Consider the following 14,995-nt stretch of genomic DNA (forward strand, 5'->3'; position numbering starts at 1 on the left):
AGGGTCTGTTCATGATTGATCAATCTTTACTTGAACGTAAGTGATTGATCACTTGTACAGACCCTGAATTAGTCTAGGTCTTTTTTATGCGTATCTTTAATAGAATTCACAGCAAGCTGAATTGGTCAAAACGCCGCTATTTTGGCATTATTTTGAGTGTATTAGCTTTGGGTTATCTCGCATCAGCGATTTACCACACCTATAAACCAATGCCGAAAGGTTTAAATTTTACTGGACCTTTGCGTCATGCAGATGTGAAATTCATTGCCGATGAAACCTATATTGATGCGCAGGGTAAACAACAACTTGATCAGCATATTTTTGATCAAGTCTTACAATTGATTAAGCAAGCGAAAACCACCATTGTCATAGATATGTTTTTGTTTAATAGCGAAGTGGGTGAATCAAAAGTTCAGCAACGTGCATTAACTCAACAGTTGACGCAAGCTTTAGTCAATCAGAAAGTTGTGAATCCAGCATTGGAAATTAAGTTTATTACTGATCCGATTAATTCGGTGTATGGTGGTATTCAACCTGAACAATATCGGCAATTACGCTTGGGTGGAATTGAAGTCATCGAAACCAATTTAACGCCATTACGAGCTTCGAATCCAGCATGGTCTGGGATTTGGTATCTGTGCTGTCAGGATATTGGAAATAATCCTGAAAAAGGATGGTTGAACAATCCTTTTGGTAAAGAAAAAATCACCGTACGTAGCTATTTAAACTTATTTAATTTTAAAGCCAATCATCGTAAAACCATAGTCGTGGATACGGATGAAGGCTGGAAAACGCTAGTCACTTCTGCCAACCCGCATGATGGAAGCTCTCGCCACTCCAATGTCGCTTTGTTGGTTAATGGTGCGATCGCAACAGATCTTTTGACATCAGAACAAGCTGTTGCGCATTTATCTGGTGCAGATACACCGTTTATTGTTTTTGGGAAATTGCCAGAAAACCCAAATGCTCCGCAAGTGCAAGTGCTGACTGAAAAAGCGATTTATGAGGCAGTTTTAAACATGCTGGCATCTGCAAAAGCCAATGATCAAATTGACTTAGCGATGTTTTATTTATCTGAGCGCAAGATTGTTCAAGCATTAATTGCTGCAAAACAACGTGGGGTAAAATTAAGAATTTTACTCGACCCCAATAAAGACGCTTTTGGTCGTCAGAAAAATGGTATTCCAAATCGACAGGTTGCTTCAGAATTACATAATGAAGGTATTGATGTCCGTTGGTGTAATACACAAGGCGAGCAATGCCATAGTAAGATGATTGTAAAACGCAACGCACAATCAGCAGAGTTGATTTTAGGTTCAGCCAATTTTACCGCACGTAATTTGAAAAACTATAATTTAGAAACCGATTTACGGGTCTTAGGCAATCCACAGCAGCAAGTATTTATTGATGCTGAACAGTATTTTAATACCGCTTGGTCAAATCTCAATGGTCGTCAAATGAGTGTGGATTACAGCAAATATGCGGATGATTCGAAACTGAAATATGGAGTTTACCGATTTATGGAGTGGAGTGGTTTATCCACCTTTTAAAAAAATATGTACCGAAATGAATGGTTTTCGGTACATAATCTTCAGCTGAGTATATTTTAATAACAAAGCTGAGCTTTTTATGAGAACTTTACAAACTTCATTTTTAAAATCCTTTTTTACATTCAGTCTTATTATTTCACCATTGAGTTTTGCTGAAAATCCTTTATTAACTCAAGCAAAAATATTACAAACAGGTAGCCCGGTAATCCCCCCTCAAAATAATTGAACTCAAAAGTAGAAAATCGAATAATCCTGTTCAAGGAGATTTTTTATGAAAACATCTAAATATTCAGATAGCTTAATCATGAGTATTTTAAAACAAGCTGAATCAGGAACACCTGTGCCTAACTTATGCCGTGAACATGGTATGAGTTCCGCTACATTTTATAAATGGAAAGCGAAATATGGAGGTATGGATATTTCAATGATGACACGACTTAAAGAATTAGAGGCTGAAAATGCTCGTCTGAAACGTATGTATGCTGACGAACGCCTTAAAGCAGATATTCTTCAGGATGCACTGTCAAAGAAGTTATAAAGCCTGTACAACGTAAATCTCTTGCTCAGCGAGCCGTTGAACAATTCAAGATTTCAGTGAGTAAAGCTTGCTTCATCTTTCAACTTAGTCAAACCTGTTATCGTTATAAAGCTCAATTAGATGAGCAAAATAAGATGATTGCAGACTGGCTACTGAAGCTTACCAATGAGAATAAGACTTGGGGCTTTCAGCTTTGCTTCTTATACCTACGTAATGTCAAAGGCTACTCATGGAACCACAAACGTGTTTATCGAATTTATAAGGAGCTTGAGCTTAACCTACGAATTAAACCCAACAAACGCATTCAGCGAATAAAGCCTGAACCGCTTACAGTACCATCAACACCAAATGAATCGTGGTCAATGGACTTTATGCATGACCAACTGAGTGATGGTCGCAGTTACCGAATTCACAATGTTATTGATGATTATAACCGTGAGTCACTGGATATATTGATTGATTTTTCTTTGCCAGCTCAACGAGTGCTGAGGGGATTAGACCAATTAATTGCATGGCGAGGTAAGCCAAAGCGTATCCGTAGTGATAATGGACCCGAGTATGTTAGTGATTTAATGCAAGCGTGGTGTACTCAACATGGAATTGAGCATGTGTTTACTCAACCAGGTCATCCACAACAGAATGCTTATGTTGAACGCTTCAACAGGACGGTTAGATATGAATGTTTGAATCAATATTTATTTCGAGAGCTTGAAGAAGTTGAAGACTATACAACGATATGGCAACACTTTTATAATCATGAACGACCACATATGTCAGTTGATGGTAAACCACCTAAATTTAAACAATCATAAGGACTTTGCCTTTCTACTTATAAAATCAATTAAAAATGGGAGTATTACCGCCCAACTGTTTTAATCAATACGGATAAAGCAATTCAATTACTTCAACAGGCGTCCGATCAAGGAGACGCAGAAGCTTACTTTTTACTTGCGAAGTATTATTCTAATTCAGCAGATTATCGGTTTTTACCTGAAAATAATAATTTATATAAAAAATTACGCTTAGAAGCTGCACAGCGTGGAAATTTTGATGCCTATTTATCATTGGATTTAGAAGCAGAAGTGGCTGAAGGCTTTGGTATTTCTAGCGATATTAAGCAAAATTTATTAAAAATTCGCCCGAAAATTTTACAACTTGCTGAACAAGGTGATACAGGTGCAATGCGTACTTTAGTTTATGCATTAGATAATGATGCTGACGGGTATAGTGATGAACAGTGTCAGTGGTTATTTCAGGCAGTCCAAAAAGGAGACATATTAAAAGCTGGAGCACTGATTCAAAATTGTCCAGAGAAAATATTAAAAAGACTGGGGGCAAAGACTAAACAAGACTATGCAAGAGCCTATAAAGACAGTGATTTAGCTTATTTTAAAATGCTCCAGCAACGTTCTAATCAGGGCGATATTGATGCAAAAATCAAATTACTTGATGATTATGCTTCAGACTCATATTTATCAGACAAGGAGATTAAGCAACTAGAAAATTCAATTTTAGCACACTATGAAAAACAAGCTGCCAAAGGGGCAAGTGATGCGTATTTGATGCTCGCATTAAAAAAACACACAGATAAAGATAAGCAAGATTTGTATAGCAAAGCGGCTTTACTCAATAATCATGTTGCATTAACCGAGCTTGGATCTGATTATTTATTGGTGAATGATGAAGATCAAAAAGATATTCACAAGGGATTAGATTATTTAAAGAAAGCGGCTGCCCAAAACGATCCTGAAGCAATAAATTATCTTGGTGTTTGGTATTTCAATGAAGAAAATGAAGATTACGATGAAGTGCTTGCCCAAAAATATTTTAAGCAGGCTGCGGAATTAGGATCAGTCAATGCAATGGATAATCTTGCGCGTATTATGGATCAGCCTGAGGATTATCGTTGGGCGGTTTTAGCTTATGAAAATGGATCATCTGAGGAAGATACGCAAAGCAAAGCTTTAGAGGCGTATCAAACAGGTAAGGGAACAACGAAAGACCCCGTTAAAGCGAGAAAGCTTAAAACCTATATTCAGATGCGTGCGCAATTCAATAATAACCTCAGTGGTCTAATGAAAAGTTTGAATAATGATAGTGAGCAAGCTGAGACCGAATCTAAGAACCGAAAAAGATAAATTCGGTTCTTAGAATTTTACACAGATTATGGATTTGGCGGAATAATCTGATCCAAATCCTGATCAGAAACTTGATCCAACTCATGTAAATCGGTCTTTATTTTCCATTTTTCAAGGTCATCTACAGGCTTGGGTAAACGTGCTTCTAACCAATCACAGACCACATCTGGAGAAAAGTCTGGATGATTACATTGAATGACCCAGGCTAAAAACTGCTTTGCTTCACCATTCATATAGGGTGGTGGAGAAACAGGTAGAAACTGAGTAGGAAGCCGTTCATTTTTAGAAATGTAATTTAAAACATGACCCAGTTCTTGTACAGTTTGCCATGCGAGTGGATGGTCAATATTGATTTGAAACTTGAACCACCAAGCCTGTTTACCATCTGAACCATAGCTATCAATAAATGCTTCTTGTACACTTGGGACTTTGCAAAAAAATTGATGTAAACGGTCAAAGCTCAGTTCAGCCACAATACAGCACTCATCAGATTAAAATCATATTTTATCAGATTGATGTCAGAATTTGCCCAAGTTGATGTATAAACAATTCAACAAGATAAATAATGATTGTTATTTATTCATAATTTCTCTGGAATGATGTATTAAAATAATCTATCTGCTGAACTTTGGAGGTTGAAATGAAACAGATACTCAGTTTAAGTGTCTTGATGTTGATGCTTTCAGGTGTTTCGGCAACGACATGGGCAGATGGTAAAGATTGGGGAAACTATCGTAGTGTTGAACGCCCTCAAAAGAAATATCCGACCATGATGTACAAATACACAGATCAATATGGTCGACAAATGACGCAGGAAATTCCTGTCCGTCCACAATACCCACGACCATATCCATCTTATCCAGGCTATCCAAATCGACCTTATCCTCATCCAAATCAACCCTATCCAAATTATCCACCACAAAATGGTGTGACGATTATTTATAACCATCAGTTTCCAACACGAACAGAGTATTTAGGCAATAGTTATGGTTATGTGAATGGAGAGGGTGGTCAGATTGAAAGCTCGCATTACACTTTAATTAGTGATTGGCGTCGTTATGGTTTACCTGATCCCCAGGTTGGAATGCATTGGATTTTTGAAAGTGGACGTTATTTACAAGTGCCGAATGACCGTTAATTCTGCTTAAAAAGGATTAGGTTTAGAAATGAGATGTGAACACGCTAATCTAAACATGATCGCAGCCTTCTTTGGCGATGTGAATCAAATTTGATGTTGATTTCACAACGCTGAGAAGGTTTTATTTCAAATATAGATAAAGAAATTTGATGTTAGGCTAACTCATCATCTTCTGGTCGTGGCGTTTTTCCATGTGCCAATGGTTTTTCACTATGTTTATCTCGAATCACAGAGGGATAAGTCCAAGATGCATAACGTACAATCAAGATTGCAATTGCCAAAATTAAAACTGAACCTGTAATAATCACCAAATCAATATCCGCTTTATGGTCATGTTGGATATCTGAAATCAATAATCGAGTCAGTGCTGTAATCGCGATATAAATTAAAAAACGTACAGGCATATGATTGGTTTTAAAGTAAATCCCCACCATTGCCCCTAATTCTAGGTAAATAAATAAGAGTAAAATATCATCAATGCTGGCGTATTGTTTTACAGTCAAAATTTCGATGATGGTATGCACTGCGGACCATGCAATCATGCAACCAATAATAAATAGTGCAATATAGTGAAATGCTTCTACGGCAATATTGCCTAATTTATCGAGGAGGTTTTCTATTTTTTCTATACGTGGATCTTTGTTCATAACTTCCTCCATTTCTATGTTGTATTGTGAATTAAACATCATGCAAATTTCATGCACATCAAAGTTATATTTATTTTGTTTTTATCATGGATTTGTTTCAGCAACTTAAAGAGTAGGATCTATGATTACAAGTTGAAAATAAAGTTCACGTGATCAGCTATTTGATAAAATCGTCTTTCATTATAAATTCAATCAAAATAAAACAAACTTTTCACTATGGTGGAATCAGTGAAAATTCTTGTATCGTCTCTATACAAGATAAACCAATAGTGTAAAGTCATTAATATTCAGTCATGTTAGATTGTGATGTCGATAATTTTTTAAATTAAATTTTAATGATCAACGGATAGAAAAGATGAAAATAACCCGCATAGTTGCATGTTTCAATATTCTATTATTTAGCCAGTTTTCGAGTGCTGATACGATCAAAGTCCCTACAGTTGCAGAAGCAAAACAAGCCACAGCTGAGTTGTTGGGAACAGAAATCGGCGCAATGATTTCAGAAATAAAATTAGGTACATGTATTCCTGCTGTAAATCCGACACATCCAGAACAAATTGCATGTACGATTTCAGTCAAGTTAGGCGCTGCAACCAATGAAACACAATCTGATTTTTACCAAGACAAAGGTAAATGGGTTGCAATGCCTAGCGAGTCTCAGGATAAATTACCATTTCCAGATCCAAAACTACTTGAATGAATGATCAATGAAAAACGCCCGATGAATCGGGCGTTTTGATTACTGGCTTCAATTCATTTTGAACTTAAGCTTGCGTCGTAAAATAGTCTTCACTGAAGTTCATTAATACTTCTGCACCTGCTTTGATTTTTGCAATACGTGCATGTAAATCAGGCAAAACACGTTGAATGAAGTAATGCGTTAATGCCAATTTATCTTGGTAGAACTGACCGTCTTTATTTTTTGCAGCATTGGCAATGCGTGCAAACATATAGCTAAAGCTTAACAAGCCTACAGCGTGTAGATAGTCCACAGCAGCAGCATTAGCGAAATCTGCATTTTCTTTGGCACGTTCTAAAATGTGCTGAGTGATCATGTCCACTTCAGTCGCAACGTCTAAGGTTGCATCTTTGATGAAGTTAAGATCTGTGTCTAAATCATTAGCGAAATCACGGATTTCAGCAATATATTCGGCAATAAATTCGCCATTGCATTTAATGGTTTTACGACCGATCAAATCTTGTGATTGTACGCCGTTTGTACCTTCATAGATTTGTGCAATACGTAAATCACGTACGCATTGTTCCATGCCCCATTCACGAATGAATCCGTGACCACCGAAAACCATTTGCGCATCAATTACTGCATCAAAAGCAGTATCAGTTAAATAGGCTTTCGCAATTGGGGTTAATAGTGCAACTCGATTATTGGCTTTTGCTATCGCTTCGGCATCAGTAGAAAACTTAGTAATGTCGAGTTGTTGCCCAACATATACAGCAAAGGCACGAGATGCTTCATTATTGGCACGTGCATTCAATAACATGCGACGTACATCACCATGAACAAGGATGCTGTCTGCCGGTTTGTTTGGAGATTGAACACCATTTGCGCTGCGACCTTGCAGACGATCAGTCGCATATTGAGCTGCATTTTGATAAGCGTATTCAGAAGCACCAAGACCTTGAATACCCATCGACAGACGTTCGTAATTCATCATCACGAACATTGCAGCTAAACCTTCGTTTTCTTTACCGACCAAGTAACCTTTGGCAGCGTCAAAGTTCATGACACATGTTGCAGAGGCTTTGATTCCCATTTTGTGCTCAATTGAACCAGGACCAGCTGTATTGCGTTCACCCAATGAACTGTCGGCATTGACAATAAATTTAGGTACGATAAACAGCGAAATGCCACGTGAACCTGCTGGAGCATTCGGTGTTTTTGCTAAAACAAGGTGAATGATATTTTCAGCTAAATCATGGTCACCACCAGTAATAAAGATTTTCGTACCCGTAATGTTATACGAACCATCTTCATTTGGTTCAGCTTTAGTTTTGATGATCCCTAAATCCGTACCTGCATGTGGTTCAGTTAGACACATGGTGCCAGACCATTCACCTGAATAAATTTTAGGTAAATAGGTTTCTTTTTGCTCTTGAGAGGCGTAGCTGTTTAACGCCATACCAGCACCCACAGAAAGAAGCGGGTAGAGCATGAAAGAAGGGTTGGTTGCAAATAGCATTTCGTCTGCAAGGACAGTCAGCATTTTCGGCATTGCCTGACCGCCCCATTCTTCATCTGCACCTAAACCGATCCAACCACCTTCAGCGTATTGTTGGAAAGCTTCTTTAAAGCCAGCAGGTGTCGTTACTTTGCCATTTTCATAATGTGCGCCTTCTTCGTCACCAGTACGGTTGAGCGGAAGCGTAACATTTTGAGCAAATTTAGCCATTTCTTCTAAAATCGCTTCAGCCGTTGCTGCATCAACATGTGCAAGCTTTTCATTGGCTTGCCAGAATTGTTCTGCATTGAAAACGTCATTCAGAATGAATTTCATATCTGCAAGTGGCGCATTATAAATTGGCATGTTCGTTCACCTGTTTATTGTTTGAATCTGTAGACTCAGACCAGTCTAATCAACAATGATGAATGTTGTTAAATGATCTAAGTAAAATTACGGTCTATTTATAAAGAAAAAGGACTGCCAAAGCTATGACCGTCCTTTCTCTATTTCTGCACTCTTGAGTACAGTTTTTTAAATGTCTAATTCGACATTCTATTTAGAATGCAAAATCTTCAGCATCTAATGACATCAAAGGATCTAAGCCACCTGCAATCACATCTACATGTGAGCGAACACGTGGAAGAATCTTTTTGAAGTAGAAACGAGCAGTCTTGATTTTTGCATTGTAGAAACCAGTTTCGGTAGAACCTTCAGCTAATTTCTGTTGAGCAACAAGCGCCATGCGCGCCCACAAGAATGCAAGTGTTACATAGCCAGAGAAGTATAAGTAATCTACTGCTGCAGCACCCACTTCATCAGGGTTTTGCATAGCTTTCATACCGATCTGCATGGTTAAATCACCCCACTCTTTGTTCAGAGCAGCCAATGGTTCAACAAATTCTTTTAGATCAGCATTGTCTTTGTTTGCTTCTGCAAACTTATGGATAATCTTGGTAAAGTCTTTCAACATTGCACCTTGAGTTCCCAATACTTTACGACCTAGCAAATCAAGTGCTTGGATTTCAGTCGTCCCTTCGTATAAGCAAGAGATACGTGTATCACGTACAATTTGCTCCATACCGTGTTCAGAAATAAAGCCGTGACCACCAAAGACTTGCACACCATGTTTCGCTGATTCTGAACCTGTTTCAGTTAAGAATGCTTTTGCAATTGGTGTCAATAAAGACAAGATGTTGTCAGCGAATTTACGATCTTCTTCAGTAACGCCTTGTTCAACGATATCTGCATATTGAGACAAGAAGTAAACAAGTGCACGACCGCCTTCAGCAAATGCTTTTTGCGTCATAAGCATGTTGCGTACAGCAGGGTGAACGATGATTGGATCTGCTTCTTTCTCTGGTGATTTTGGACCAGAAAGTGAGCGCATTGCTAAACGATCTTTGGCATAGGCAAGTGCGCCTTGGAAAGATGATTCAGATGCTGTTAAACCTTGAACCGCTGTACCGATACGTGCAGTGTTCATAAAGGTGAACATGCAGTGTAGACCTTTATTTTCTGGTCCAATCAAGAAGCCTTTCGCATTATCAAAGTTGATCACACATGTGGCATTACCATGGATACCCATTTTGTGTTCAATTGAACCACAACGAACGCCATTACGGTCTGCAATAGAGCCATCCGCATTGACATTGAATTTTGGTACGATGAATAATGAAATTCCTTTGGTGCCTTTAGGAGCGCCTGGTAAACGAGCAAGAACAATGTGAACAATGTTCTCAGCCATGTCATGCTCACCAGCTGAAATGAAGATTTTCTCGCCAGAAATTGCATAACTACCATCTGCTTGTGGTTCAGCTTTAGAGCGGATGATACCAAGGTCAGAACCTGCATGAGATTCTGTTAGACACATTGTACCTGTCCATTCACCTGAAACCAGTTTAGGCAAATACGTTGCTTTTTGTTCAGCAGAACCATGGTGTTCGATGGTACGAACCGCACCATGAGAAAGACCAGGATACATGCCCCACGCCCAGTTTGCTGAACCTACCATTTCTGAAATAGCTGTTGCTAATGAGCCTGGTAAGCCTTGACCACCATGTTCTTCAGGAACTGAAAGAGAAGGGAAACCGAGTTCTACATATTTGTCATAAGCTGCTTTGAAGCCTGTTGGTGTAGTCACAACACCATCATCCCATTTACAGCCTTCACGATCACCGATCTGGTTTAAAGGAGAAAGTTCGTTTTCACAGAAATCCGCGCCAGCTTCTAAATACTGATCAATCAATTCACGGCTTACGGTTTCTTGGAACGCAGGGAGTTTAGCGTAATGTTCTTCTGCATTTAATAATTCATGCAAAACGAAGTGCATATCACGTAAGGGTGCTTTGTATTGTGGCATATCGGTTTCCTCAATACTGGTTAAACCAGATTTATAATCTTCATAAATACGATGTGTGTCTTCTATGACACATATTTGTTCTGCTACATCGTGCAACATCTTATAGTGACGTACAAGTATTTCATGGTTATTTCTCTGTGACTGTAAAGTCAAAGAAAAATAACTTGAAACTTGTAAGTGCATTGAGTGTAAACAGTTTTCGTTGAAAAATAAGGATACAAATAGTCAAAATCGTAAAAAGTTGTGTCCAATAAAATGACGATAAAAGTAGGTACTATCGGATCAAGGTTGGCTACAAAATAACTAAACTATTCAAGTGATGAAGAGTTTTATAAAAAACGATGTTTTATGCTGATTTTGTGATGAGAACAAGCCATTACATTTACTCACTGATGTTACGCAGTAACTCTAAAATTAAATTTTGGAGCGAGAAGAATGTGGGTACGCGGAAACGTCATCCGCAATTGCTTGAGGCAGGAATCCTTCTAATAAGTAAAGTTTCTGCGAAACTTTGAATATTTTGACGATAGTGAACGAGTTCTGCGGTGAGCAACGATGTCGCTGCGCATGATGGTTGCCCTTGCGGAGCTTTGCTCCTCATGCCAAAACAAAAGTACCTCGAGCCGAAGGCTATTCCATAAATTTAAACTTTGGCTGTAAGACTCCGTCGTGTAAATTTAGCTTTTTCTTTTTCACCTACTTAATTTCAATCAAGTGCGTAACATCAGTTACTCATAGAATTTTTAAAATAGTTGAGCATTATTTAGATTTTTTAGCCCAGAGTTGTTCTACAATTTCTTCAGTTGAATATTCAAAGTATTTACCATTCTGATCTTTATTACGCTGAAATAGGCGATGATGAAAATATTTAAAATTGAGTTTTAAAAAATTATAGAAATAACCACCCGGAAAGACGGTGCGAATATAAAAAGAATGAATAAAATTATTTTTATGTTGAGTCGTAAAATCTGATTTTTTAATACGTTGTACAATTTCAGTTAGTTCTTGTTTTGAAATATCCTTAATGATTTTAGGCTCGGGTAGGCAAATATCAAAGCTTAAGTTTTCAATTCCTTCGGCTTCCCACCACTCCCAGAGATCATATTGGTTGATATCTTTAAGGGTGATTTGTGTAAGTTTTTCACTGAGTTTTTGATATTCCACGGAGTCTTCATCACCGAATTCATCACAAAAGCGGGTGTAATTTGCAATTAATTCGAGCACAGTCGGATAAAGTTGTTGTGCCGTTTCGAAGTCGGGTTCTATTTCTATACGTAATTTATTCATGGCTTAGTATTTTATCGTATAAAACAAGGGACTAAAAAATCATACCTATCGGAGTCACTTAGTCTATCATCAGGGCTTATCGTGTCCTCTCTTTTAGATCATTCACTTTGCTTAGACGAGCCAAAGATGATTTCTATGAAGAGAGAATCACGACATTTAAATCCTTACTGAAACTCACCTACAGCGCGTTCTTTTGCCCAGTCACGTAAGATAAATTTTTGTAATTTTCCTGTTGAAGTTTTTGGAATCTCACAAATCACCACGCTCTTTGGTACTTTAAAACGTGCCAGATGTTGTTTGCAAAACTCAATCACTTCTTCAGGAGTTGTTTCTGCGTCTTGCTTAAGCTCAATAAAGGCGCAAGGCACTTCTTGCCAACGTGGATCAGGTTGAGCAACGACCGCTGCTGTCATAATAGCAGGGTGGGTATAGAGGATTTCTTCGACCTCTAAAGAGGAAATATTTTCCCCACCAGAAATAATGATGTCTTTGGAGCGATCCATGATTTTTGCATAACCATCTGGTTGGCAGACAGCTAAATCGCCCGTATGAAACCAGCCTCCCTTGAATGCTTCTTCAGTGGCTTGAGTATTTTTTAAATAACCTTTCATGACAATGTTGCCACGGAACATAATTTCCCCCATGGTCTTGCCATCATTTGGAACTGGCTGCATGGTTTCTGCATCGAGAACACGCATACCATCTTGCAAAGGATAAGGTACGCCTTGACGTGAATGTAATTGAGCTTGCTCTTGAATTGACAAATCACTCCATCCGGCTTGTGATGCACATAATGCAGAAGGACCGTAGGTTTCTGTAAGTCCATAAACATGATTCACTTGAACGCCAATATGATGCATACCCTCAATAATCGCTGCTGGAGGTGCAGCACCAGCCACCATGACTTCAACATGATGTTTAAATTTAATTTGCTTATCTTCTGGTGTGTTAATCAACATTGACAAAACAATCGGTGCGCCACAGAAATAATCAACTTTGTATTGATCAATCAGTTGGTAGACCAGTTCAGGATCAATTTTCCGTAAGCAGATATTGGTGCCACCATTTGCTGCGATGGTCCAAGCAAAGCACCAACCGTTACAGTGAAACAAGGGAAGTGTCCAAAGATATTTACAACGAGGGGTCATTCCACAGGCAATAATATTACTCGCAGCATTGATATAAGCCCCACGATGGTGATAGACCACACCTTTCGGGTTACCAGTAGTTCCAGAAGTATAGTTTAGGCTAATAGCATCCCACTCGTCTTGAGGTAAGTGCCATTCAAAATCAGTATCACCCCCTTGAAGCCACTGTTCATATTCGATTTGACCAATGCGAGAAGTAGAGTCATTTTTGTCATATTCAACGTCAGCAACATCAATGATATAGATATTCTGAGACAGCATGCCTACAGCTTCTTGCGCCAATGTCGCAAATTCAGGGTCAACCAAAAGCACTTTAGTTTCAGCATGTTCAAGCATAAATGCGATGGTTTTGGCATCTAAACGGGTATTCAAGGTATTTAATACTGCGCCAGCCATAGGGACTGCAAAATGCGCTTCAATCATGGCTGGAATATTCGGTAAGAGAACAGAAACCGTATCATTTTTCTCGATGCCTAGATTTCGTAATTGATGCGCAAATTGGCGACAACGTTGATAAGTTTCTCGCCATGAAATATGACGATGACCATGAACAATTGCATCCTGATCAGGATAAATATAAGCAGCGCGTTCTAAGTAACGTAAAGGTGATAATGCTACAAAATTTGCAGGTGTGCGTGGTAATTCGTCATATGCACTGACCATGTTGAGCTCCGTCTCTATTTGTTCTAATGTCCATGCTTAAAAGATAGGCATAAGATGATTAAAATTCATTTATGCTTTAGTCGAGTATTTGTAAAATGTAAATATGTTTACATAGTGTTGTCCTGTTGAGCGTTGAAAGTTTACTTTCAAAAATATGAATTAAATAAATATTTTAAGAAGTTTTTGGCTGTTGGAACATGTCTATACTGTATATATATTTACCTATTTAAATACTAAGAAACTGAACTTAAGAGTTTAGTTTTTTTATACTCACTTGGAGAAAATCCTGTCCATTTCTTGAATGCGCGACGAAACTCTCGAAGCTCACTAAAGCCTAAATTAAAACTGATTTGGCTGATTGATTGATTGTCTTCAAGCCATTGTTTGGCTTTTTTTTCTAAGACTTGTTGCTTTAAGTGCTGAAAACTCAGACCATCATTGAGTAGTAATCGTCTTAGGTGGCGTTCGCTTAAATGGAAATGCTGTGCAGCTTGGTGCATATCAAAACGCCCTGGCAAATGGCTCTCAATTAAATGTTGTAATACCTGAACTATGCTGTGTTGGTTGATTTGATTAAATTGCTTTAATGCTTGCTGACACATTTGAATCGCAATTTGATAGTTGACTGGACTATGATTTTTAAGTGTTTTGGCTAATAGTGTATTTGGAAATCGAATTAAATTCCTGTTGCTTTTAAAAAGTATAGGGCATTGAAAAATACGTTGATAATCTTGTGAATAAGCAGAATGATCATAACTCAGTTCTAAGCTAATCAGTTCATAATCTCGATCTAACATCATGTTTAAACAGGTCATGATGCTGGCAAAAACTTCATCGCAAAAAAATGCTTTGAGTGGACCACAATCACTGCGTTCTATCAGCTCGATTTCACAATAATCTTGACTCAAATGAACACTCAAATCCAAAACACTGCCTGAAATAGGGTGGTACTGCAAAGCTGTTTCCAGTGCTTCTGCAACAGTTTTACACGCTTGCATTGCAAAACCCAAAATACCAATAGAAATTTGACCCTCATGGCTACCCAGCAATAAACCTAAATGCTTTTGTTGAGTACAGTTGAGTGCATCTTGAATAACGCCACAAAGTTCCGAAAATGCAACGAAACCTTGCCCTTGGCGAATCTGTTCCAAATCAAGATTGTGTAATTTAAACCAATCTGCATATTGCCAATGTTGTTGTTCCCCATAATGAATCAAACTGGTAAGGATCATAGGCGGAATATAAAATTGCGAATTGGCAGATTCCTTTTGTTGTGAGCCCATAAAGTCCGTTTAGCCCCCCATATTGTTGTTGCTTTTACCCTAGTTGGTATCGCATATTTTT

General features: G+C 38.2%; 12 protein-coding genes. 5 read left to right on the plus strand and 7 right to left on the minus strand.

The features are described from left to right. Nucleotides 1–86: 86 nt before the first annotated feature. From I9192_RS03980 to I9192_RS03990, 3 genes are all read left to right on the plus strand, one after another. Complete coding sequence (locus I9192_RS03980) at nucleotides 87–1,550, plus strand: phospholipase D family protein (RefSeq protein ID WP_046761415.1); 1,464 nt, start codon at nucleotides 87–89, stop codon at nucleotides 1,548–1,550. A 271-nt stretch (nucleotides 1,551–1,821) separates the two neighbouring features. After that, nucleotides 1,822–2,900 (plus strand): IS3-like element ISAbe6 family transposase gene (locus I9192_RS03985; RefSeq protein WP_200149848.1). Its coding sequence is split into 2 segments (ribosomal slippage): nucleotides 1,822–2,074 and nucleotides 2,074–2,900, totalling 1,080 coding nucleotides; the frame shifts between segments, so codons are not numbered across the junction. Between the two features lie 252 nt (nucleotides 2,901–3,152). Next, nucleotides 3,153–4,226, plus strand: a complete 1,074-nt coding sequence (locus tag I9192_RS03990) for a tetratricopeptide repeat protein (RefSeq protein WP_227567247.1) — start codon at nucleotides 3,153–3,155, stop codon at nucleotides 4,224–4,226. A gap of 26 nt (nucleotides 4,227–4,252) precedes the next feature. Here the strand turns inward: I9192_RS03990 and I9192_RS03995 are convergent, their stop codons facing one another. After that, a complete protein-coding gene (locus tag I9192_RS03995; RefSeq protein ID WP_004827813.1) occupies nucleotides 4,253–4,699 on the minus strand; it encodes a hypothetical protein in 447 nt (148 codons plus the stop codon). Nucleotides 4,700–4,866: 167 nt separating this feature from the next. On the opposite strand from I9192_RS03995, the gene I9192_RS04000 reads away from it, so the two are divergent. Further along, the gene (locus I9192_RS04000) at nucleotides 4,867–5,364 is read left to right on the plus strand and encodes an RcnB family protein (RefSeq protein ID WP_200150129.1); all 498 of its coding nucleotides are present in this window, start codon (nucleotides 4,867–4,869) and stop codon (nucleotides 5,362–5,364) included. A gap of 152 nt (nucleotides 5,365–5,516) precedes the next feature. Here the strand turns inward: I9192_RS04000 and I9192_RS04005 are convergent, their stop codons facing one another. Beyond that, nucleotides 5,517–6,011 (minus strand): phosphate-starvation-inducible protein PsiE, encoded by a 495-nt coding sequence (locus tag I9192_RS04005; RefSeq protein WP_005030925.1) that lies wholly within the window; start codon nucleotides 6,009–6,011, stop codon nucleotides 5,517–5,519. Between the two features lie 355 nt (nucleotides 6,012–6,366). Here I9192_RS04005 and I9192_RS04010 point away from each other — a divergent pair, with 355 nt between their 5' ends. After that, nucleotides 6,367–6,711 carry a hypothetical protein gene (locus tag I9192_RS04010; RefSeq protein ID WP_004827821.1) on the plus strand — a complete coding sequence of 115 codons (345 nt, stop codon included), beginning with the start codon at nucleotides 6,367–6,369 and terminating at the stop codon, nucleotides 6,709–6,711. Nucleotides 6,712–6,775: 64 nt separating this feature from the next. Here the strand turns inward: I9192_RS04010 and I9192_RS04015 are convergent, their stop codons facing one another. From I9192_RS04015 to I9192_RS04035, 5 genes are all read right to left on the minus strand, one after another. After that, complete coding sequence (locus I9192_RS04015) at nucleotides 6,776–8,557, minus strand: acyl-CoA dehydrogenase C-terminal domain-containing protein (RefSeq protein WP_200150130.1); 1,782 nt, start codon at nucleotides 8,555–8,557, stop codon at nucleotides 6,776–6,778. A 193-nt stretch (nucleotides 8,558–8,750) separates the two neighbouring features. Beyond that, a complete protein-coding gene (locus I9192_RS04020) occupies nucleotides 8,751–10,553 on the minus strand; it encodes an acyl-CoA dehydrogenase C-terminal domain-containing protein (RefSeq protein WP_010590750.1) in 1,803 nt (600 codons plus the stop codon). A 759-nt stretch (nucleotides 10,554–11,312) separates the two neighbouring features. Then, nucleotides 11,313–11,840: a hypothetical protein gene (locus I9192_RS04025; protein WP_005030923.1), complete on the minus strand. Its 528-nt coding sequence runs from the start codon at nucleotides 11,838–11,840 to the stop codon at nucleotides 11,313–11,315. A 164-nt stretch (nucleotides 11,841–12,004) separates the two neighbouring features. Further along, on the minus strand, nucleotides 12,005–13,651 hold the full coding sequence (locus I9192_RS04030) for an acyl-CoA synthetase (protein ID WP_005030922.1): 1,647 nt from the start codon (nucleotides 13,649–13,651) through the stop codon (nucleotides 12,005–12,007). Between the two features lie 233 nt (nucleotides 13,652–13,884). Continuing rightward, entirely contained in the window at nucleotides 13,885–14,934 is a 1,050-nt protein-coding gene (locus I9192_RS04035) for an AraC family transcriptional regulator (RefSeq protein ID WP_005030921.1), read from the minus strand. Nucleotides 14,935–14,995: the final 61 nt, after the last annotated feature.

The organism is Acinetobacter bereziniae (assembly GCF_016576965.1).
GTDB lineage: Bacteria > Pseudomonadota > Gammaproteobacteria > Pseudomonadales > Moraxellaceae > Acinetobacter > Acinetobacter bereziniae.